The following is a 19,165-nucleotide window of genomic DNA, read 5'->3' as shown; positions in this document are numbered from 1 at the left end:
ATGTGGAAAAGAAAATAAAGTTAGAAAAATAAAATTATAAAAAGAAAGGAAACATAAAAGTGAAGGCAAAATAAAACCATCTGAGGATGGTTTTATTAGGGCTTAGAGAGAAGATTGATTTAAGCAAATAATTGTGTAACAGAACACCATAGAATTGCTAAAATCGCAATCGCAACGATAGGTTCTAACACTTTAGACCAAGTGGGTACAATTGCTTCTACAGGCTCAATATTTTGATGATCATCGTGGGTATGTTGTTGAACCATTTGATTAAACTCCTTAATTGATGCCTCTAATGATAGCTCTTCTTGAGGAATTGGTTTAGAACCTTTTAACTCTATTAGATCATTTGTTGACCAAACCCAATCATCTGCTTGACCAGATAAATGTTCAATTTGACCTAGCAATAATTCACCTAGACCTTTATTGCCAAAATTACCGGTTTGATCCAATTGCTTGAGCTCTGTGAGTTGTAAGGCTAAGACTTCACTAATATTCTGTTCAAGCTCAGTTTTGGAGAGAGGTGACTGATTGTGTGGAGATGTGGTGAGTCGACGTGCAATTTCCTGAATATATAATTCATCTTGATGATCAATTTCTTGATAAAGTTTTTGGTTGTCTTCTCGCCACAGACTGACCAGTTTGCCTAAGCTCAGCGCATTGATTTCTTGAATATATTGGTCGCGATCAACAGCATTATATTGTTTCAAAAGCGAGGGCTTTTGAAGTTTAATCTGCGCTGCAAAATATTGTACTAAATCAAAAGCCATTCACTACTCCATTGTTTTAATCTAATAATCTAAGGCTTGGTTTTTTCTTAGTTTGTTCGGTTTTTTCTTCAGTCTTTGATTCTAAAGCATCTTGATCATTTTGGATATGTGCATACTCACTTGGATCAAAGAATAAGCCTTGTCCATTCTCTCTTGCATAGATACCTACGACGGCATTCATAGGTACATATAAGTCGCTTGATACGCCACCAAAGCGTGCAGAGAAGGTGATTGCATCATTGCTCATGTGTAAGGCATGCACTGCATGTGGAACGATATTTAGGACAATCTGACCATCCTGAATAAATTGTTCAGGAACAAGCGTATTCGGCTGTGTAGCATCGACCAATAAATGTGGTGTGAGTTGGTTATCACAAATCCATTCATAAATTGCGCGGGCTAAATAAGGACGGGTTGGACTTAAATTGATTTCAGATTCAGACATAATATGCTCTTTAAGTATGAATTAAAAATTCTTGATAGCGATTTTTTTCTTGCAAAGTCATTGCTTGAGTGAAGGCAGGGCGTGAAAAAATCCGCTGACAATACAGGAAAATTGGACGACAGTGTTGTTGAGGTAATTCTATGCCCATGGCTTTTAGCCGTATAAATAAGGATGCCAGCATGCAATCTAAAATACTGAAATTTTCTGACATGAAATAAGGATAATGCTGAAATAATGGTGTCAGTGAAATGAGTGTATCACGTAATTTTTTTTGTGCAGCGCGCTGTGTTGTGTAATCTAAGCTATCAGGATGACGTAGCATCTGATCGGCAAGTTTGAACCAGTCTTGTTCAAAGCGCCAAATATATTGACGTTGTTCTGCACGTGGCATAGGTGCATCGGCATAAAGTTTATTTTGTCGATAACGATCATCCAGATATTCGGAAATAATCGCAGTATTAAAGAGTTTTAAATCGTTTTCTAGCAGCATTGGAAGTTGATTATACGGATTCAGGCTTGCGAGGTCTTCATCTTCATAATCGACCAAAATCAGTTGATATTTGATTTGTTTTTCGGCCAGAACGTAACGAATCCAATGTGAGCGAAAGTCGTCCGCATGACTGTAGAGGGTAATGCCTTGTAAGGGTGCGTTCTCGACTGACATAATCCGAAATAAAACCAAATGAATAGAATAGGATACTAAACTTAGCCACTAAAATCACCCAGCAAAGCTGATAAAAGTGTATGAGATATTTGTTGATTGGTTTTCAATTTTTGGACTGTATTGAATTTTGATTTTTGGTGTATGTGAATCCGAATTGTTTATCTGACTTAAAATGCTCAGCTCGTTGATTTGCATAAAAAAAAGCCTTGGAAAATCCAAGGCTTTTTTTGTGTCCGATTCGGTAAACGAATTAACGTTTAGAGAATTGTGGACGTTTACGAGCTTTACGTAAACCAAGTTTCTTACGTTCAACTTCACGAGCATCACGAGTAACGAAACCAGCTTGACGAAGAGCAGGTTTTAAAGTGTCGTCAGATGCGATCAATGCACGAGTAATACCGTGACGGATTGCACCAGCTTGACCACCAATACCACCACCAGCAACAGTGATGTAAAGGTCATATTTTTCAGTAGCTTCAAGAAGCTCTAATGGTTGACGTACGATCATACGAGCAGTTTCACGACCGAAATATTGCTCAAGAGTACGGTTGTTAATTACGAGTTTACCTGTACCAGCTGATAAGAAAACACGTGCAGTTGCGGTCTTACGGCGACCTGTACCATAGTTAGTAGCCATGTGCTGTATCCCTTAGATGTCCAAAACTTGTGGCTGTTGAGCTGTGTGAGGATGCTCAGCACCAGCGTACACTTTCATTTTCTTGATCATAGCATAACCAAGAGGACCTTTTGGCAACATGCCTTTTACAGCGCGTTGGAAGATTTCTTCTGGTTTGTGAGCAACTAATTTCTCGAAATTAGTTTCACGGATACCACCAGGGAAACCAGTGTGGCGATAGTATTTCTTGTCAAGTGATTTGTTACCAGTCACTTGAACTTGCTCAGCATTGATGACAACGATGTAGTCGCCAGTGTCAACGTGAGGAGTATAAGAAGTTTTGTGCTTACCGCGTAAACGACGAGCGATTTCTGTCGCAAGGCGACCTAGAGTTTTGCCAGAAGCATCAACAACGTACCAGTCGTGTTGAACTTCAGCTGGCTTAGCGCTGAGAGTTTTCATTAAACCACTACCTATTATAGTTGGTTTGGACTATGGAAGCTGTCCAAACAAAAAGGAGTCCGAATTCTACCTGAGAATGGGTAGAACTACAATGGAAAAGTCACATTTTAAACGCTATATTTTATCAAGTTTGGTTATAAAAGCAAAATCACCTCTAGCGACCATTTCACGACAGTAAAAATCAGGTATTGATCTTCTTTATCTAGTGCTGTTTTAGCTTTTTCTGTATGGTCGCAGCAAATAATAATGATGAGGACGGATCACTATGTCTGATGATTTAGAACGCATCGCTACAACGACAAAAGCATTAACGACAGAAGCATTAAAGCCGCAACCAAATAAACTGCTAAAATTTATAGCAGGTTTTTTCATCACATTGATTGGTCTGTATGAACTGGCATTTTTGTTGGTAGGTGCAGCTTATGGTACTGATGTATTTGATTTTATCTTAATCTATTCTGTATTTATGCACATGACCTTGCTCCCTTTTATGCTATATGGCATTGGAGGCTTCATCATCTTGAGTCTATCTGATCAAAACTATCGAGCAGTTATTCAGCAAGCGCCCAAAATACTATTTATAGGTTTGTTGTTATGCGCGGTCGTGATTGGCATTTCAGAGTGGGCGCATCAGATGGGCATCTTAGATAGCCGATTTAGATTAGATTGGAGATAAAACAATTTTGCTCAGGATGGCGCTATAATTCAGCTACACCTAGCTATAGTGGATGAAGCTGCATGCGCCCTTTATATGTCACCAGTGGTGAACCTGCAGGTATTGGACCTGATATTTGTTTAAGTCTGGCAAATCGACAAGATGAGCGTCCAATTGTTGTATTGGCAGATCATCAATTATTACAACAACGCACCGGAATTCTAAAGCAACAAGTCGAATTGATTGAATATTCAGGTCAGCAACAGCCTGCAGCGCTTGGGCAGTTATATGTTGAGCATGTGCCTTTGGCTGTAGATGTTGAGTTGGGGCATTTAAGTGCACAAAATGCAGCTTACGTTTTGGAGCAATTACGTCGCTCAGCTTCTTATGCAATGACAGGTAAGAGTGTGGGCGTGGCGACAGCACCCGTGCAAAAATCTATTATTAATGAAGCTGGTATTTCTTTTAGTGGGCACACTGAATATTATCAGGAGTTTGCAGGTGTTGCGCGTGTGGTGATGATGTTAGCCACCAAAACCTTACGCATTGCCTTGGCGACCACGCATTTACCTTTACGTGCCGTGGCAGATGCCATTACCAAAACACGTTTAGAACAAGTAATTGATATTTTGCTGCACGATCTAAAAAGCAAGTTTAAAATTGAACATCCTAAAGTATTGGTCTGTGGTTTGAACCCACATGCGGGCGAAGATGGGTATTTAGGCATGGAAGAAATTGAGGTGATTAATCCTGTGCTGCAAAATTACCGTAATCGCGGTGAAAATCTCAGTTTAAGTTTACCTGCAGATACTTTATTTACCCCAGAAAATTTAAAAGATGCCGATGCAGTTTTAGCGATGTATCACGATCAGGGTTTACCTGTGTTAAAATCTCAGGGCTTTGGTGAAGCAATCAATATTACTTTAGGCTTACCGTTTATTCGCACTTCAGTCGATCACGGCACAGCGCTCTCCCTCGCAGGTACGGGACTTGCGAAAAGTTCTAGCTTGCATGTTGCTGTCGATTTAGCGCTGGATTTAGCACGTTCATAATTTCAGCTTGGAAATCTTTATGTATCAAATTAATGCCCTAAACCCAAAAGATGAAGGGCATCAGGCTCGTAAACGCTTTGGTCAAAACTTTTTGCATGATCAACGCGTGATTGCCAAAATTGTCCGCTCAGTGAACCCACGTCCAGGCGATAATATTGTCGAGATTGGACCGGGTTTAGCGGCATTGACCTCACCTTTAATTGGTGAGTGTGATGCTTTGACTGTAGTGGAATTAGACCGTGATTTGGCCGCAGGCTTACCGGGACGTGTGCCACATCCTGAGCGTTTAACTATTGTAGAAAGTGATGCGCTGAAATATGACTTTACCGAGTTATTTCAGGAAGGGCGCCCGCTACGTGTGGTTGGAAACTTGCCGTATAACATTTCGACGCCGCTTTTGTTTCATCTCTTAGAGTTTGGTGACAAAGTTAAAGACATGCACTTTATGCTGCAAAAAGAAGTGGTAGATCGTATCACGGCTGAACCGAATACCAAAGAATATGGGCGTTTATCGGTGATGATGCAGTATTACTGTAAGCCAACGTTCTTGTTTGAAGTACCGCCTGGCGCATTTAATCCACCGCCTAAAGTGACTTCTGCAGTATTCCGTTTAGAGCCTTATGTGACTAAACCGATTATTGCCAAAGATGAAAAAGCATTGGCACGTTTGGTGGCGCATGTATTTACCCAACGTCGTAAAACATTGCGCAATAGCTTAAAAGGCATGTTGGCTGAAGATGCGTTTGAACGTGCAGGGGTAGACCCAATGGCACGTCCTGAAACTTTAAGTTTGAGTGCATTTGTCGCATTGGCAGATCAGATGGTGAATTAATGGCAGCAATTCGATACAACTATGTCATTGGTGATGTGCAGGGCTGCTTTGAAGCCTTAAAACTGTTATTAAAAGAAATACAGTTCGATCCCGATCAAGATTTTATTTGGTTTGCAGGCGATTTAGTCGCGCGGGGTGAAAACTCGGTAGGTGCTTTGCGTTTTATTAAAAAACTGGTAGATCGTGGCGTTGCAGCAACGGTGTTAGGCAATCACGATTTAACCTTGTTGGCAGGCGCACGTGGCTTAAAGAAAATCAAAGCACAAGACAACACTCGTGATGTGATTGATGCAATTGACAGTGATGATTTGATTGATTGGTTGCGTAAACAACCATTGTGTCTTTTTCCTAATGAAAACACCATTTTAACTCATGCAGGTATTCCACATATTTGGAATGCGGAACAAACCGCAGCTTTGGCAAAAGAAGTTGAGGCGGTGATTGGGCATGAGGACTTTGAGGTAGTGGATGCATTCTTAAAGGAAATGTATGGGGCAGAACCTGCAGTTTGGTCGGATGATTTAGAGGGGCATGCGCGTTTACGTTGTATTACCAACTATTTGACCCGTATGCGTTTAGCCAATGCACAGGGTGGTTTGGAATTCAGCTTTAAAGATGCCTTAGATGATCCGATGCCAGAAGGTTTTAAACCGTGGTTTGAATATCCATCTTTAGCTGCGCAAACACATCAAATCGTATTTGGTCATTGGGCAGCATTGCAGGGACAAACGGTAGCCGACAATATTCAAAATGTGGATGGCGGTTGTGTGTGGGGCAATCAGCTTGTGGCTTATCGTTTGGAAGATCAGCAATTGTTTGCAGTGGATAATCCGCTGGCAGAATGGTAATAACATTCATCTTTAAAATTTAAAAATGTGATGATGAAATGAAAATAGCCACCTATTGAGGTGGCTATTTTTTATCTTGAATTTTATTGAATTCGAATCCAAGTTTGATTGCGACCTAGTGTAGATACACCCATATAAGCACGTAAAGTTAAACGTTTACCTGTTGAGTTGAGGCGAATTTTTGCATCGTAAATACGACCTGCCAATGGATCAATTACGCGTCCTTTTTCGTAATTGTTGCTGTTTTTGACTTGTTGTAAGCCTTTTAAAATATCCATCCCTAAAATAGGTTGGTCGGTATAAGGCGCAGGGCATTTATTACAAAGTTCACGTGGGGTATAACCCGGACGCGGGGTTACTTTCACAATTTTACCCGTATAGGTTTGATTGGCTTCTTTACGAATTTCGATGACAGCTTTGGGTGAGCCTGTTTTATCATCAATTTGTTGCCAAGTTCCTGCTAAATCTTGTGCCATCGCCAAAGTGCTTAGACTGCCGAAGATGACGGCTATTCCTAAAGCCAATTTCTGAATCATTTTATTTCCCTTACTCGGTCTTTGCGGCTAGTCTAATCTGTGAATTAACGGACACAAAGTCCCGAGTATCCAGAAAAAATGACCGATGAGACACAATTACTCGCTTATTGTTGGCGAATCCACGTTTGTGTCCGACCAATGGCTGAAATTCCGACGTAACCACGTAAAGTGAGACGTTTATTATTAGATGCTAAACGACCTTTCAGGCTATACATTTTGCCTGTAAGTGGATCTAAAATACGCCCATCGGCATAGTTGTTATTTTCCACATGCTTTAAGCCACTAATAATTTCCAAACCGACCAAAGGTTTGTTGGTATAAGGTGCAGGGCAATTCACACACATAGTTTTTGGGGTATAGCCCGGTCTTGGTGTGACTTTGATAATTTTACCAGTAAAGCTGCCATTTTCAGCTTGGGTAATTTCAATCAGGGCTTTGGGTGAACCTGTTTTGTCATCAATACTTTGCCAGATACCTGTTAGGTCTGCAGCAAATGCTGAACCACTGAAGATTAAGCTTGCAAATACACCCATCAATACATTTTTCTTCATATCAGTTCCTTTGATTGTCGAAAGTTATTACAGAGGTTAATTCAAGATATAAAGCGAGTTGTGGTAAGAGTCAAGAGATTTGAGGAAATTTTTAATCTTAAACTTGCAGGGAAAATGCTGGAAAAGATGTGAAAAATGCCACGAACGTGTGGTATTTTAAGTGAAAAGTGAATTAATTAAGTTGATGGAATAACTTATAAATTAATCACTTTTAATCCAAGTTTGGCTGCGACCTAAAGCCGATACACCGACATAACCGCGCATGGTCAAACGCTTACCATTATTGCTCAATTTGGCTTTGGTGCTGTAAATATTGCCGCTTAAAGGGTCAATAATTTTCCCGCCTGTGAAATTGGAATTACCTGTATATTTTAAGCCAGTGAGTACATCCATACCTAAAATCGGTTGGTTGGTATAAGGCGCAGGGCAGTTGACACAGGTTTCTCTTGGTGTGTAACCTGGGCGTGGCGTCACTTTAACGATTTTAGCGGTATAGCTACCATTGCTTTCCTGACGAATTTCTAAAATGGCTTTAGATGAACCCGTTTTATCGTCAATGTTTTTCCAAGTTCCTGTAATATCTTGAGCCAGCGCAAAACTACCTAAGGCTGAGCAGATTAAGGCAACGGTGAGTTTCATCTTGACCATGTTCAATGTTCCTTCATTTCGCAAACTGGATATTTCATAATAAAAAGAAAGTGAAATGGTCACAATCTTTAAAAGTGATTGCTCAGTCACATTCTTTGTAAATACAGTATAAATGTTGGCAGCCAAACTGCGGTAAAGACTGCATTGACTGCCATGCCAAAGGCAGCATAACGTCCTGCAACACTGCCACGTTGCCATGCTTGAGCAGTACCAATGGCATGTGCAGCTAAGCCAAGTGCCAAACCTGAAGCACGTTCATCATTGATATGCCTTAAAATAAGTGGTGAAAAAGCAGCACCCACGACACCTGATAAAATTACAATTAATACTGCCAATTGAATCGGTGCTTCTAATAAGGTTGCGATATTAATCGCAATCGGCGTGGTCACTGCACGGGTGGCAAATGCCATAATATCGGCACTGGACATATGTAGCGCATAAGCAAGCCCCATCGGCAGCGCCACAGCACTAAGACTGGCAAAGAACAAAATACCTAAAATCGCTTTGAGGGGTAAATCGTCATAACGCATGGCTGCTAGAGGAATGGCGAGTGCAACTGTCACATAGCCCAATAATTGATTAAACAAAGGGTTGGTTTGTGCGACGTAAGTTTCGTATGGAATCCCGAAAAAATACAACAGTAGCAACACAAAACACATGCCAAAGACAATCACAGGGATTTGCGGGACTTTTTGGTTGCAAGGTTTTGCCAGTAAATATGCAACGAGAGTGATTAAAAAACCATATAGAATTGACAGCATTTTAATCTCCTAAAGCCAGCGTTTTGCCATTTTGGCATACAGCCAAAGCGGGATCAGCGTACTGATAAACAACACAATTAAGAAGATTGGAATTTGTTTGCCCATGTGCGTGAGCATAATTAATGAACCCGCGCTGATGGGTAAAAAGGCAAAGGCACTTTCTTTCATGATTTTGTTGTTGGTATCGACCAGACGAGCAGGAATTTTACTGAGTTTGCGCCATGTAAATAATACCGCCAGTAGGCTGAGCAAACCGACTAAATTGCCTAATTCTGGGTGATTAAATTGGGTCATGATCCATACAGAGGCTTCACGAAACACAATAATCAAAAGGAGTGTGCCGATCCATGCTGGCCAATCGATATGTTTTATCCTGCTCATTTTTGATCTTTCATTAAAATTTTACTTATCACGTTTTAACCGATCTGATCGTCAATTTCAAATGCTTCAAGCGGACGTTTAAATTGTTCTGCCTGTGCACCTAAAATTTCGTCTATCGGTAAATGTGCCTGTTTAATCAGTTGTTCCAGTTTATGTGGTGCCATGCTGACTTGTAGATGTAATTGACCTTCATCATCGTACTGTTCTGCCTGAATGACATTGAGCGCATACAGTTGATTGCGCAGTTTGCCATAAGCAGGTTGTAATTTAAGATCAAACTTTTGAATTTGCCCCATCAAACATTCATGTACGGCTTGTTTTAACAAGTCTAAACCTTGCCCTGAATGTGCCGATACATAGACACGGTCAGGTTGATGCGGTTTTTCATAGATAATTTTGGCTGTTTCGCCTGAGACATCAATTTTATTGTAAACCCGCAAAATAGGTACATCTGCGCCAATTTCTTTTAGCACACCTTCGACTGCTTCAATTTGTTCCAACACATCGGGGCTGCTTGAATCAATCACATGCAGCAATAAACTGGCTTCTAAGGTTTCTTCCAAAGTTGCTTTAAAAGATTCCACCAAAGAGTGAGATAGGTTTCTTACAAAGCCAACGGTGTCTGCCAATACCAGACGTCCGATGCCATCCCATTCTAAACGCCGTAAAGTAGGGTCAAGCGTAGCAAACAGTTGGTCAGCAGCATAGACATCACTTTGCGCCAAAATATTAAATAAGGTCGATTTGCCTGCGTTGGTATAACCGACCAATGAAACGGTAGGAATGGCGGCTTTTTGCCGAGCCACACGACCTTGTGCACGGGTTTGACGGACTTTATCGAGTTTGGTTTTTAGTTGTCCCATGCGAATACGCAATAAGCGTCGGTCAGTTTCAAGCAAGGTTTCCCCAGGACCACGTAAGCCGATACCACCTTTTTGACTGTCTAAGTTGCTGCGACTACGCACCAAACGTGAAGATAAATGTTGTAATTGTGCCAATTCGACCTGTAATTTACCTTCGTAAGTGCGGGCGCGTTGAGCAAAAATATCTAAAATGAGTTCGGTACGGTCAACCACACGGCATTGCATCACTTTTTCTAAATTACGTGCCTGTGCAGGACTGAGTGCATGATCAAAAATGACCAAATTGGCGTCGTGTTCTTTGACCAATGCGGCAATTTCTTCGGCTTTGCCTGAGCCAATAAAGAGTTTGGCATCGGGTTTACTACGTTGAGTGTGGACGTGTTGTAAAACTTCTGCACCCGCAGATTCAGCCAAGAGCTGAAATTCTTCGGCATCTAGGTCTTCTAAAATTTGGACAGCGACACTGACCAGTACAACACGCTCGCCATCTTGAGGTGGCACAAAATTTTCCACTCAGCGCAATCTCCATGCTAAAGCTATATTCTAGTAGAAAAAATGTTTGTGCAGGGAAATAGATGATTGGATTTTTCCTGCGCCCTGATTTGATGCTATATCAACGTATGTAAACTCAATTATAAGGATGACCCCAATATAGAATTTATCTATTTAGATTTTGCCAAAAGTCGCATGTTTGCATGCAGGTTTCGGTTTTTATTATCAATGCAAGTTCAGATTGAACAGTATAGAATGAGCAAAATATAGACCTTTATACGTTGTTTTGCGTTTAACAATTAGTGATGACCCTATGAACCCAGCTGTTGAAACTCACACATCTCCAATTCATGGTTTTGCAAAGCTTGCTTTGTATAGCAAAAAAGTTCTGGCAACGGCTGGCGCGATTGGTGAAGGGTTTTATTTGGTCTATCGTCATCAATTGTATAAAGACACCAACAACCCGAACAATACGCGCTATGTGCAATATTTTTGCCGTCAATTGTGCAAAGTTTTTAATATTGAAGTGCAAATTCATGGTGAAATTCCGCATGACCCTGCGCTATGGGTCAGTAATCATATTTCGTGGTTAGATGTAGCGGTATTGGGTTCTAGTGCGCGGGTATTTTTTCTGGCCAAAGCTGAAATTGAAAAATGGCCGTTATTGGGTAAGTTAGCCAAAGGTGGGGGGACGCTATTTATTAAGCGTGGCTCTGGCGATTCAGTCAAAATTCGTGAACAAATCACGCAATTTTTAAAACAAGATATTCCTGTATTATTTTTTCCTGAAGCGACCACGTCAGATGGAAGCAAAATTAAAAAAGTGCATGGTCGTATTTTAGGGGCAGCAATTGAAGCCAAACGACCTGTGCAAATTTGTCTGATTTGTTATGTGAATCAGCAAGGTGAGTTAGATACTGTTGCGCCGTTTATTAATGACATGACCTTTGTTGATCATGTGAAAGATGTTTTGGAAATGCCGAAAGTGACAGCGCATTTAATGGCGTTACCTGCAATTGTGGTAGAAGGGCACGATATTGAATCTTTAACTGCTGTGGTACAGGAACGCATGACAGAAGGTTTGGCTGAGTTGCATCGTCAGGTATTAAAACCACAAGTGCTGACATCATAAAACATGCTTAGGCGCATCTTCATGTTAAAGATAGCCTAAGCACATCACATTTTTTTAAGAATAATGGTCATCATCCAACAGCTTCAATATTATGTTGCTACATAAAGCCTTCAATTGGCAGCCATGAGGTAATTTTCATTGCCGCACGTTGATACCATTTCATCCCTGGTTCTTTTTTCAGAATTTGAGTTTCGCCTTGTGGATTTTTCATGTGCCATTGAATGTTTTGCTGTGCATCCAAAACCAGTTTATAAGCATATTTGGACAAATTGACATCCATGGTGTGGTGAACTGCGCGAGCCAATGGCGGACTGTTTAAAATCACCCCAATTTCAGTATTTAAATATGCCGAGCGTGGGTCAAAATTAAACGAACCAATAAATACCTGTTTTTCATCCAATGCCATGAGTTTGGCATGTAAACTAGAACGGCTTAAACCTTTCATACTGACTTTGGCTTTTTTGGAAATTTCGTGCGTATGTGTGTTTAGGTTTTCCATTTCAGGTCGCGCCAAAAACTCATACAGCTGCACGTTATTTGCCAATAAATCTTCTCGATATTTGGCGTAAAAAGCATGCACCACAGGAACATCGTTGGCTTTAAAGGAGTTGGTCAGTACGCGTACCTGAACGCCATCATCCGCCAAGTCTTTTAGTTTTTCTGCCCCCGATTGTTCGGGGACAAAATACGCAGAAATAATATCGACACTACTGCTTGGCTTCTCTAAATGCGTCAGCAATTGAAAGTTGAGATGTTCTTCTTTTGAGGCGCGGTCTTTAATTTTACTCGGCGCATCTTTGACCACTTCAGCACTGACCCAATCGAACTTAATACTATGCGTCATCCACTGTTCAATCGCTTTAGAACGAGTCACCAAATCTAAATAATTTTGTACGGTGGCTTCTTGATCGTGCTGTTCTAATTGCTGTTTTAAGCTTTCATAACGCAAGGTGTAATGTTGTGGATTGACCAATTGCTTGACTGAATAAGCATAGTCATCATTCCAGTATTCATCAAAAGAGTGAATAATTTCATCCGAAGCCGAGCCGACTAACATCACATCGACATCAGAAAATTGATAATTGTCGCTGACGTTATAGTATTGATTGCTCATATTGCGCCCACCAATCAGAGAAATTTGGTTATCGGCAATAAAGCTTTTGTTGTGCATACGACGGTTAATACGCTTCAAATCCAAAATCATGTCCATGGCACGATAATGTCGAAAGCGATATGGATTATACAGTTTGATGTCGATGTTGACGTGTTGATCGAGCGCGAGATAAATGCCTTCCATTTTTTTGGCATTGTTATCATCGACCAATAAGCGGACTTTCACCCCACGATCTGCCGCACGAATAATGGCGTGTAGTGCAAGCGCGCCAATTTTATCGTTATCCCAAATATAATATTGTAAATCTAAAGATTTTTCTGCTTTATTAATCAGATAGATACGTGCTGCTAGGGCTTCGAGCGGATCATACAGGACATGATAACCCGTAAGCTGCGGATATTTTTCGCGTAGCGGCAGTACAATTTTGGCCAAACTGGTTTGATCGGTTGGGGTTTCAAACGCCATCCGGATCGGATGTTCAATCTGTTTGGGCAGCGTGCTACAGCCTGAGAGTGTCAAAACGAAGGCGCAACTCAGCCACAAGACGTTGTGCCGAATATTTTGAAATGGAGCGGATGAGCTGCGGTTTGCCAAATTAAATTCCTTTTTAGCACGAGGAGCAAATAAGTTAAAAATAGGGTTTGAGTATAATTGTCAGCTATGAAAAGATAAATATGACAATACAGATATATGACGTGTGTGGGTTAAATGCGACATCTGGGTTTAGCGCAGCATTGAATAGCAGAAGTATGAAGTAATAGAGAATAAATATGTGGGATAACGATTCAGTCGTGTTGTATTTCTATATGGGTATGGCAATTTTGGCGCTGTGGGCAGTTTCGCAAGCATGGCGCAGTCAGGCCAATACAGAAACCATTCACCCGTTTAAGGCCTTTGTGCATTTGTTGGCATTTTATTTGTCTTACCTGTTGCCGCCTTTGGTTTTTTTTAGTGTCTATGCGGGTATTCAGGGCTATTACTCCATCCACGAAGCGATTTTTGTATTTTTAGTCAGTGCTGTGTTGAGCTATGCGCGTTTTATTGAACCGCATTTGATTCAAGTCAAAACTACCAAATATCAAATTCATGCAGATCGCCGTTTATTAAAGCCTGTCAAAATTGCTTTAATTGCAGATTTACATATTGGCTTGTTTTCTGGGCATGAGCGTCAATTGAAGCAAATTGTGAAAAAACTCAATTTGCAAAACCCCGATATTGTCGTTGTAGCAGGCGACTGGACTTATGAGCCTGAAAATAAATTGGTCGAAGAATTGGCGGTATTAAAAGAAATTTGTGCGCCTGTATATTCGGTAAATGGTAATCATGATGAGCAGTATCCTGGCCCGCCCATTCAAGAGCTGTTAAAAACGGCTTTAGAACAAAATAACGTGATTGATATTGAAGGTAGAATTGTCGAGTTTGATGAGTTTCGTTTGCTCGGTATTGGCGATTTATGGGCAGGTAAAACCGACATGCGCTATATGCCCGATTTACCTCAGGATAAGCCGTGGGTGTTGTTATCACATAACCCCGATACAGTGGATATGGTGCCAAAATTGCCGACACGTCCGTTGATGTTGGCAGGACATACCCATGGTGGGCAGGTTGAACTGCCGTGGCTGACCGATTATGTGATGAAAAAAGTATCTATTTTAGGGCATAAAAAGGGGTTATATCGCCATGATCATGCCGATGTATTTGTGACTGTAGGGACAGGAATGGTCGGTGTTCCTTTTCGTTTTGGTGTGCCGCCCACGATTGATATTATTGAATTATTGTAAGCACCGTCACCATCGCCTACATGAAAAAAACCAGCCGAGGCTGGTTTTTTGATGCAATTTTTGCGCTTAAATTTGATTGTTTACATCATCATGCTTGGTTTCTCGAATCATTAAAAATGCGATTAAAGACAAGATGGATGCTGCACTTAAATAATAACCAACTGCAGCCAAGCCATAAGTGGTGGCAAGTTTGGTGGCAATCAGTGGGGCAAACGATGCGCCAAAAATACCCGCCAAGTTAAAGGTGAGTGCCGAGCCTGTATAGCGTACAGAAGTAGGAAAAATTTCAGACAACACTGTACCAATTGGTCCGTAAGTGAGTCCCATAATCGCCAAGCCAATACACAGGAAAATAAATACAATCCATGTGCTGCCTGAAGCAAGCATATCGGCAAAGAATAAGCCAAAAATTGCAGAGACGATGCACACCGCAATAGAGGTAGTTTTACGTCCAAATTTTTCGGCTAAAACGGCTGAGAGGGGAATAAATGCGGCAAAACACAATGTGGCTAGTAGTTGAAGTTTTAAGAATTCTTCACGTGAATAACCCAGTTGTTTAGTGCCCCATTGCAAGGCAAATACTGTAGTCAGATAAAACACCACAAAGGTACAAATTGCAGCGATTGTTCCGAGCACTAACATTTTAGCGTGTTTTTTAAAGACCTGAATAAATGGCACATTGACTTCTTTTTGTTTATTCAACACTTTTTGGAAGGCAGGCGTTTCATGCAGTTTTAAGCGAATCCATAAACCGACAATCACCAATAAGGCACTCGAAATAAACGGGATGCGCCAGCCCCATGTCATAAAGTCTTGCTCAGACATCAGCGCACCTAAAATAAGGAATGAACCTGTGGCAAGAATAAAACCAATCGGAGCGCCCAATTGTGGGAACATGCCATACCAAGCACGTTTACCTTCAGGGGCATTTTCTGTGGCTAACAGTACTGCTCCCGACCATTCACCGCCCAAGCCTAAACCTTGCCCTAAGCGACACAACGCCAACAGTAATGGCGCGATAATCCCAATTTGTGCATACGTCGGCAGTAAACCAATACAGACTGTAGAAATTCCCATGGTCAATAATGCCGCGACCAAAGTGGCTTTGCGTCCAATCCGATCTCCTAAATGTCCAAATAAAGCTGCGCCAATTGGACGGGCGATAAAGGCAATTGCAAAGGTGGCGAGAGATTGAATGGTTGCCGTCATTGGGTCAGTACTGGTCGGAAAGAACAGATACGGGAAAATAATGACTGCCGCAGTGGCGTAGATATAAAAGTCAAAAAACTCGATGGTGGTACCGACCAAGCTTGCAGTCAGTACTCGAAATTTAGAATTTTGAGTCGGCTGTTCAGCGGCAGCAGTAGATGAAGATGCCATACAGGACCTTATGTAAAGTGAATTTTAAATGAAAGTGCAATTTGGCACAGACCGCACTGGCAGAAAAATAGTAGATACTTCTTGTAGTTATACTTTTTTGAACAAGAAGTCGGTTACAAAACTGCATCCATGAACACCATTCAAATCTGATCGTTTTATCTGTAAGACATGAGCGATATTCAGCGTTAAATCACATACAGATAAATTGCCAGAAAGTGTGCGCCTGCACCAATTAGGACAAATACATGCCAAATTGCGTGGGTATATCTTACGCGTTTTAAGGCATAAAACAATGCACCCACGGTGTAGGCAATGCCGCCAATTAGCAAAAAGGTCAGGGCTTGGCTGCTTAAATAGGCTTGCATATCGTCCATGACCAGAACGGCTAACCAACCCATCACCAAGTAGGCAATTAAAGAAATTTTATGAAAACGGTTGATAAATACCAGTTTAAATAGGGTGCCAATCAGGGCAATAATCCACAGGGCAATTAACAAATATTGTGCTTTTTGCGTAGGAATCGCGATGGATAAAAATGGGGTATAAGTCCCTGCAATTAAATAATAAATTGCGGTGTGATCTAACTTTTTATAAAAATAACGACGGTCTGCTGCGGTTGCCATGTGATACAGCATTGAAGCAGAAAAAAGCAGTACCATGCTTATTGCATAGGCCCACAAACCTAGCCATTGTCCCGTACTTAAATACGCACCTTTAATGATTAAAAGAATACCTGCAATAAATGCCAAAGCCGCACCAACACCATGGCTCAGATAGTTAATCCGTTCTTCTTGCAGGTCATAATCAGGCACTAAAGGGGCATTTAATTTCATGGCGAATCTGCTTTAATTTCTTTAATTATACAACTGTATCGTAATTCAATTTTGCTTTTAGGGTAATAACAATTAAACTTGAATTGTAATTTTTTCAGGTTTTTATTATGTCGACTTTGGCTTCTCCCTCTGTGCAGGAACAACAATTCTTAGAGGCTTTTCAGCAAGCCATTGATACACAAAAGCTTGATCGTGTGGTGCTGAGTCAATATAAAGGCGAACTGGAACAATTAGAAAAAATCACCTTACGGGTGATTCAGCTAAATCAAGACACCGTTTTAACTTGTTTGTATCGCCATAAAACGCAGGATATCACCAAAAACTATCCTTTGGCAGAAGCACAGATACAATTGAGTCACTTATTGGCAGATTGTAAACAGGCCAATTTATTCACGACAGATCAGGAAATTCAGCTAAAAAAGAACAAAAAGAAAGCCATGCTTAGCATCAGTAAAACAGCACCGACTATAGCGAAACCGAAAGAACCACAAGGACATGACCGAGAAAAGCAGCGTTATGTCGATCAATCCAGCCCATTTTTACAACACTTGGGGATTAGCGATGCCAAAGCGCAAATTATTCCGAGCATGGCGCGGAAATGGAAACAGATTAATAAATTTATTGAAATTTTTTCGGGTGCCTTGGCGCAAATCAAAATTTCGGAAAATACCTTGCGCGTGGTGGATTTTGGTTCAGGCAAAGGCTATTTAACTTTTGCGCTCTATGACTATTTGCAAAAGCAGCAATTTATTCCCTTGGTGACTGGGGTGGAACTAAACCCGAAAATGGTTGAGTTTTGTCAGTCGGTGGCGAGTGCTTCAGACTTTCAGCAGCTAGATTTTTTTCAGGGCGATGTGCGCACCTATCAGCCAGAACATTTAGATGTAATGATTGCTTTGCATGCCTGTGATGTCGCCACCGATTTTGCAATTCATACTGGTATTCGCCTGCATGCACAAATGATTATGTGCGCGCCGTGTTGCCATAAAGAGTTGCGTCCACAATTACAAAGCCCAAGCGTGTTGCAACCGATGCTGCAATTTGGCATTCATGCAGGGCAACAGGCGGAAATGTTAACCGATACCATCCGCGCTTTATTGCTCAAAGCCTATGGTTATGACACCAAAGTTTTTGAGTTTGTCGCTTTAGAACACACCAGTAAAAACAAAATGATTTTGGCAACCAAACGTCAAAATTGGAGTGAACCTGATCAAGCAGTTTTGGCACAAATTCGTGATTTAAAAACCATGTACGGTATTCAAAAACATTCTTTGGAGTTGTTGTTGAACGATCAGTGGGATCAACAGGGCATTGGTTCTAAGTGCTAAGCAAGATGGAACAGGATATAAAGATGCAAGATTATGAAATTCAATCGGGCACTTGGACACAATTTGCTGCAGAGGCCAAATCTATTCGTGAGCAAGTCTTTATTCAGGAACAGCGAATTGCGCCTGAAGATGAGTGGGATGCACAAGATGCAGTTGCCTTGCATTTTGTGGTCTATGCAACTGGACAGGCGATTGCAACAGCACGTTTACTGGAAAATCACAGTATTGGACGGGTCGCAGTGTTGAAATCACAGCGCGGTTTAGGTGTGGGACGTGTTTTAATGCAGCATATTATTCAGGTGGCAAAGCAGCAGCAACGTCCGTGGGTCAAGTTGTCTGCGCAGGAACACGCGATTCCGTTTTATCAAAGTTTGAGTTTTCAGGTTGAGGGTGAGTCGTATTTAGATTGTGGTATTCCGCATGTAGATATGCGATTGATATTTTAAATGAATTGTCGATAGTCCTGATTTTAATCGTGCAAAATAAAAATCGCCATGATGGAATGTGATCATGGCGATTTCTTTTTATAAACTGTATGAACAGAACCGCTAGCGCATATTAATGTCCATGTGCGGGTGCTGGCTCATGGTTTTCAGGCATATTGGCATGTTCTGTTTCAGTCATACCGTGTGCATCTGCAGTTTCAGCAGCCAAAGCTTCACGTGCTTCACGATCTGCTTGTGCTTTTGCCAATGCTTCTTGTGACATAGCTGGCGCATTTTTAAAGGCGTGTTGCTGAGTATTCTGCTTTTGTTGCTGGCTAGGCATGTAGTCAGGTTCATTCGTGACCGCTAACCAGAAAATAAACATGAAAATTCCACCCAAAATACAGAAAATAAAGAGTGCTTTCCAACCCCAAGGTGATTTTTCAGGAGTAAGGCGTTCGGTCATGTGCATCTACCCAATTTGAATCTAAATCTTAAAATTATGTAACTTTATAACATAAAATGCATAAAAAACGGATTAAATTCTATTCATGCAGGGATATTCATTGTAATTTTGAGCAAATAAAAAGAGGGAT

Annotated in this window: 23 protein-coding genes; 8 read left to right on the top strand and 15 right to left on the bottom strand. The window is 41.1% G+C overall.

The features are described 5' to 3' along the window. Positions 1-119: 119 nt before the first annotated feature. The 5 genes from VF675_RS07440 to rplM form a co-directional block, all read right to left on the bottom strand. Entirely contained in the window at positions 120-770 is a 651-nt protein-coding gene (locus VF675_RS07440) for a hypothetical protein (protein WP_180160944.1), read from the bottom strand. Between the two features lie 16 nt (positions 771-786). Next, a complete protein-coding gene (locus VF675_RS07435) occupies positions 787-1,215 on the bottom strand; it encodes a ClpXP protease specificity-enhancing factor (RefSeq protein WP_440205011.1) in 429 nt (142 codons plus the stop codon). A 10-nt stretch (positions 1,216-1,225) separates the two neighbouring features. Continuing rightward, positions 1,226-1,879 (bottom strand): glutathione S-transferase N-terminal domain-containing protein, encoded by a 654-nt coding sequence (locus VF675_RS07430; RefSeq protein WP_096901581.1) that lies wholly within the window; start codon positions 1,877-1,879, stop codon positions 1,226-1,228. Between the two features lie 250 nt (positions 1,880-2,129). Further along, positions 2,130-2,516, bottom strand: a complete 387-nt coding sequence (gene rpsI / locus VF675_RS07425; RefSeq protein WP_004972483.1) for a 30S ribosomal protein S9 — start codon at positions 2,514-2,516, stop codon at positions 2,130-2,132. Between the two features lie 12 nt (positions 2,517-2,528). Next, a complete protein-coding gene (gene rplM, locus VF675_RS07420) occupies positions 2,529-2,957 on the bottom strand; it encodes a 50S ribosomal protein L13 (protein WP_004909012.1) in 429 nt (142 codons plus the stop codon). Between the two features lie 265 nt (positions 2,958-3,222). On the opposite strand from rplM, the gene VF675_RS07415 reads away from it, so the two are divergent. From VF675_RS07415 to VF675_RS07400, 4 genes are all read left to right on the top strand, one after another. Continuing rightward, positions 3,223-3,633 carry a hypothetical protein gene (locus VF675_RS07415; RefSeq protein WP_180062460.1) on the top strand — a complete coding sequence of 137 codons (411 nt, stop codon included), beginning with the start codon at positions 3,223-3,225 and terminating at the stop codon, positions 3,631-3,633. 62 nt (positions 3,634-3,695) lie between these two features. After that, positions 3,696-4,664, top strand: a complete 969-nt coding sequence (gene pdxA, locus VF675_RS07410) for a 4-hydroxythreonine-4-phosphate dehydrogenase PdxA (protein ID WP_416710208.1) — start codon at positions 3,696-3,698, stop codon at positions 4,662-4,664. Between the two features lie 19 nt (positions 4,665-4,683). Further along, positions 4,684-5,496, top strand: a complete 813-nt coding sequence (gene rsmA, locus VF675_RS07405; RefSeq protein ID WP_004972477.1) for a 16S rRNA (adenine(1518)-N(6)/adenine(1519)-N(6))-dimethyltransferase RsmA — start codon at positions 4,684-4,686, stop codon at positions 5,494-5,496. Further along, positions 5,496-6,344 (top strand): symmetrical bis(5'-nucleosyl)-tetraphosphatase, encoded by an 849-nt coding sequence (locus VF675_RS07400; protein WP_096901578.1) that lies wholly within the window; start codon positions 5,496-5,498, stop codon positions 6,342-6,344. The genes rsmA and VF675_RS07400 overlap by 1 nt, the downstream gene beginning before the upstream one ends. Before the next feature lie 83 nt (positions 6,345-6,427). Here VF675_RS07400 and VF675_RS07395 read toward each other — a convergent pair whose 3' ends face one another. From VF675_RS07395 to hflX, 6 genes are all read right to left on the bottom strand, one after another. After that, positions 6,428-6,880, bottom strand: coding sequence for a DUF2147 domain-containing protein (locus VF675_RS07395; protein WP_440205010.1), 453 nt, complete (start codon positions 6,878-6,880; stop codon positions 6,428-6,430). 104 nt (positions 6,881-6,984) lie between these two features. Continuing rightward, positions 6,985-7,431, bottom strand: coding sequence for a DUF2147 domain-containing protein (locus VF675_RS07390; protein WP_004972472.1), 447 nt, complete (start codon positions 7,429-7,431; stop codon positions 6,985-6,987). A 201-nt stretch (positions 7,432-7,632) separates the two neighbouring features. Then, a complete protein-coding gene (locus VF675_RS07385) occupies positions 7,633-8,079 on the bottom strand; it encodes a DUF2147 domain-containing protein (RefSeq protein WP_104853073.1) in 447 nt (148 codons plus the stop codon). Positions 8,080-8,165: 86 nt separating this feature from the next. Further along, entirely contained in the window at positions 8,166-8,840 is a 675-nt protein-coding gene (locus tag VF675_RS07380) for an LrgB family protein (protein ID WP_004972468.1), read from the bottom strand. Between the two features lie 9 nt (positions 8,841-8,849). Next, positions 8,850-9,221: a hypothetical protein gene (locus VF675_RS07375; RefSeq protein ID WP_004972466.1), complete on the bottom strand. Its 372-nt coding sequence runs from the start codon at positions 9,219-9,221 to the stop codon at positions 8,850-8,852. 35 nt (positions 9,222-9,256) lie between these two features. Beyond that, positions 9,257-10,597, bottom strand: a complete 1,341-nt coding sequence (gene hflX, locus VF675_RS07370) for a ribosome rescue GTPase HflX (protein WP_167845795.1) — start codon at positions 10,595-10,597, stop codon at positions 9,257-9,259. 292 nt (positions 10,598-10,889) lie between these two features. Here hflX and VF675_RS07365 point away from each other — a divergent pair, with 292 nt between their 5' ends. Next, complete coding sequence (locus VF675_RS07365) at positions 10,890-11,708, top strand: lysophospholipid acyltransferase family protein (protein ID WP_096901584.1); 819 nt, start codon at positions 10,890-10,892, stop codon at positions 11,706-11,708. A 97-nt stretch (positions 11,709-11,805) separates the two neighbouring features. On the opposite strand, the gene VF675_RS07360 is transcribed toward VF675_RS07365, so the two are convergent. Then, the gene (locus VF675_RS07360; RefSeq protein WP_225532188.1) at positions 11,806-13,416 is read right to left on the bottom strand and encodes a phospholipase D family protein; all 1,611 of its coding nucleotides are present in this window, start codon (positions 13,414-13,416) and stop codon (positions 11,806-11,808) included. Between the two features lie 176 nt (positions 13,417-13,592). Here VF675_RS07360 and VF675_RS07355 point away from each other — a divergent pair, with 176 nt between their 5' ends. Continuing rightward, entirely contained in the window at positions 13,593-14,603 is a 1,011-nt protein-coding gene (locus VF675_RS07355) for a metallophosphoesterase (protein WP_004972462.1), read from the top strand. 66 nt (positions 14,604-14,669) lie between these two features. Here VF675_RS07355 and VF675_RS07350 read toward each other — a convergent pair whose 3' ends face one another. Both VF675_RS07350 and trhA read right to left on the bottom strand, forming a co-directional pair. After that, on the bottom strand, positions 14,670-15,983 hold the full coding sequence (locus VF675_RS07350; protein ID WP_096901571.1) for an MFS transporter: 1,314 nt from the start codon (positions 15,981-15,983) through the stop codon (positions 14,670-14,672). A 185-nt stretch (positions 15,984-16,168) separates the two neighbouring features. Further along, a complete protein-coding gene (trhA, locus tag VF675_RS07345) occupies positions 16,169-16,816 on the bottom strand; it encodes a PAQR family membrane homeostasis protein TrhA (protein WP_004972459.1) in 648 nt (215 codons plus the stop codon). Between the two features lie 107 nt (positions 16,817-16,923). On the opposite strand from trhA, the gene VF675_RS07340 reads away from it, so the two are divergent. Next, a complete protein-coding gene (locus VF675_RS07340) occupies positions 16,924-18,144 on the top strand; it encodes a class I SAM-dependent methyltransferase (RefSeq protein ID WP_440205009.1) in 1,221 nt (406 codons plus the stop codon). A gap of 23 nt (positions 18,145-18,167) precedes the next feature. Then, a complete protein-coding gene (locus VF675_RS07335) occupies positions 18,168-18,590 on the top strand; it encodes a GNAT family N-acetyltransferase (protein ID WP_004972455.1) in 423 nt (140 codons plus the stop codon). Between the two features lie 112 nt (positions 18,591-18,702). Here the strand turns inward: VF675_RS07335 and VF675_RS07330 are convergent, their stop codons facing one another. Continuing rightward, positions 18,703-19,035, bottom strand: coding sequence for a hypothetical protein (locus tag VF675_RS07330; RefSeq protein WP_004972453.1), 333 nt, complete (start codon positions 19,033-19,035; stop codon positions 18,703-18,705). Positions 19,036-19,165: the final 130 nt, after the last annotated feature.

The organism is Acinetobacter sp. Lyrl_1, from assembly GCF_051948795.1.
Lineage (GTDB): Bacteria > Pseudomonadota > Gammaproteobacteria > Pseudomonadales > Moraxellaceae > Acinetobacter > Acinetobacter towneri.
This window is presented reverse-complemented; position numbering and strand designations above follow the sequence as displayed.

Coding starts and splice junctions, on each gene's coding strand:
- VF675_RS07440 (WP_180160944.1), bottom strand. CDS start 770: ATGGCTTTTGATTTAGTACAATATTTTGCAGCGCAGATTAAACTTCAA.
- VF675_RS07435 (WP_440205011.1), bottom strand. CDS start 1,215: ATGTCTGAATCTGAAATCAATTTAAGTCCAACCCGTCCTTATTTAGCC.
- VF675_RS07430 (WP_096901581.1), bottom strand. CDS start 1,879: ATGTCAGTCGAGAACGCACCCTTACAAGGCATTACCCTCTACAGTCAT.
- rpsI (WP_004972483.1), bottom strand. CDS start 2,516: ATGGCTACTAACTATGGTACAGGTCGCCGTAAGACCGCAACTGCACGT.
- rplM (WP_004909012.1), bottom strand. CDS start 2,957: ATGAAAACTCTCAGCGCTAAGCCAGCTGAAGTTCAACACGACTGGTAC.
- VF675_RS07415 (WP_180062460.1), top strand. CDS start 3,223: ATGTCTGATGATTTAGAACGCATCGCTACAACGACAAAAGCATTAACG.
- pdxA (WP_416710208.1), top strand. CDS start 3,696: ATGCGCCCTTTATATGTCACCAGTGGTGAACCTGCAGGTATTGGACCT.
- rsmA (WP_004972477.1), top strand. CDS start 4,684: ATGTATCAAATTAATGCCCTAAACCCAAAAGATGAAGGGCATCAGGCT.
- VF675_RS07400 (WP_096901578.1), top strand. CDS start 5,496: ATGGCAGCAATTCGATACAACTATGTCATTGGTGATGTGCAGGGCTGC.
- VF675_RS07395 (WP_440205010.1), bottom strand. CDS start 6,880: ATGATTCAGAAATTGGCTTTAGGAATAGCCGTCATCTTCGGCAGTCTA.
- VF675_RS07390 (WP_004972472.1), bottom strand. CDS start 7,431: ATGAAGAAAAATGTATTGATGGGTGTATTTGCAAGCTTAATCTTCAGT.
- VF675_RS07385 (WP_104853073.1), bottom strand. CDS start 8,079: ATGGTCAAGATGAAACTCACCGTTGCCTTAATCTGCTCAGCCTTAGGT.
- VF675_RS07380 (WP_004972468.1), bottom strand. CDS start 8,840: ATGCTGTCAATTCTATATGGTTTTTTAATCACTCTCGTTGCATATTTA.
- VF675_RS07375 (WP_004972466.1), bottom strand. CDS start 9,221: ATGAGCAGGATAAAACATATCGATTGGCCAGCATGGATCGGCACACTC.
- VF675_RS07365 (WP_096901584.1), top strand. CDS start 10,890: ATGAACCCAGCTGTTGAAACTCACACATCTCCAATTCATGGTTTTGCA.
- VF675_RS07355 (WP_004972462.1), top strand. CDS start 13,593: ATGTGGGATAACGATTCAGTCGTGTTGTATTTCTATATGGGTATGGCA.
- VF675_RS07350 (WP_096901571.1), bottom strand. CDS start 15,983: ATGGCATCTTCATCTACTGCTGCCGCTGAACAGCCGACTCAAAATTCT.
- trhA (WP_004972459.1), bottom strand. CDS start 16,816: ATGAAATTAAATGCCCCTTTAGTGCCTGATTATGACCTGCAAGAAGAA.
- VF675_RS07340 (WP_440205009.1), top strand. CDS start 16,924: ATGTCGACTTTGGCTTCTCCCTCTGTGCAGGAACAACAATTCTTAGAG.
- VF675_RS07335 (WP_004972455.1), top strand. CDS start 18,168: ATGCAAGATTATGAAATTCAATCGGGCACTTGGACACAATTTGCTGCA.
- VF675_RS07330 (WP_004972453.1), bottom strand. CDS start 19,035: ATGACCGAACGCCTTACTCCTGAAAAATCACCTTGGGGTTGGAAAGCA.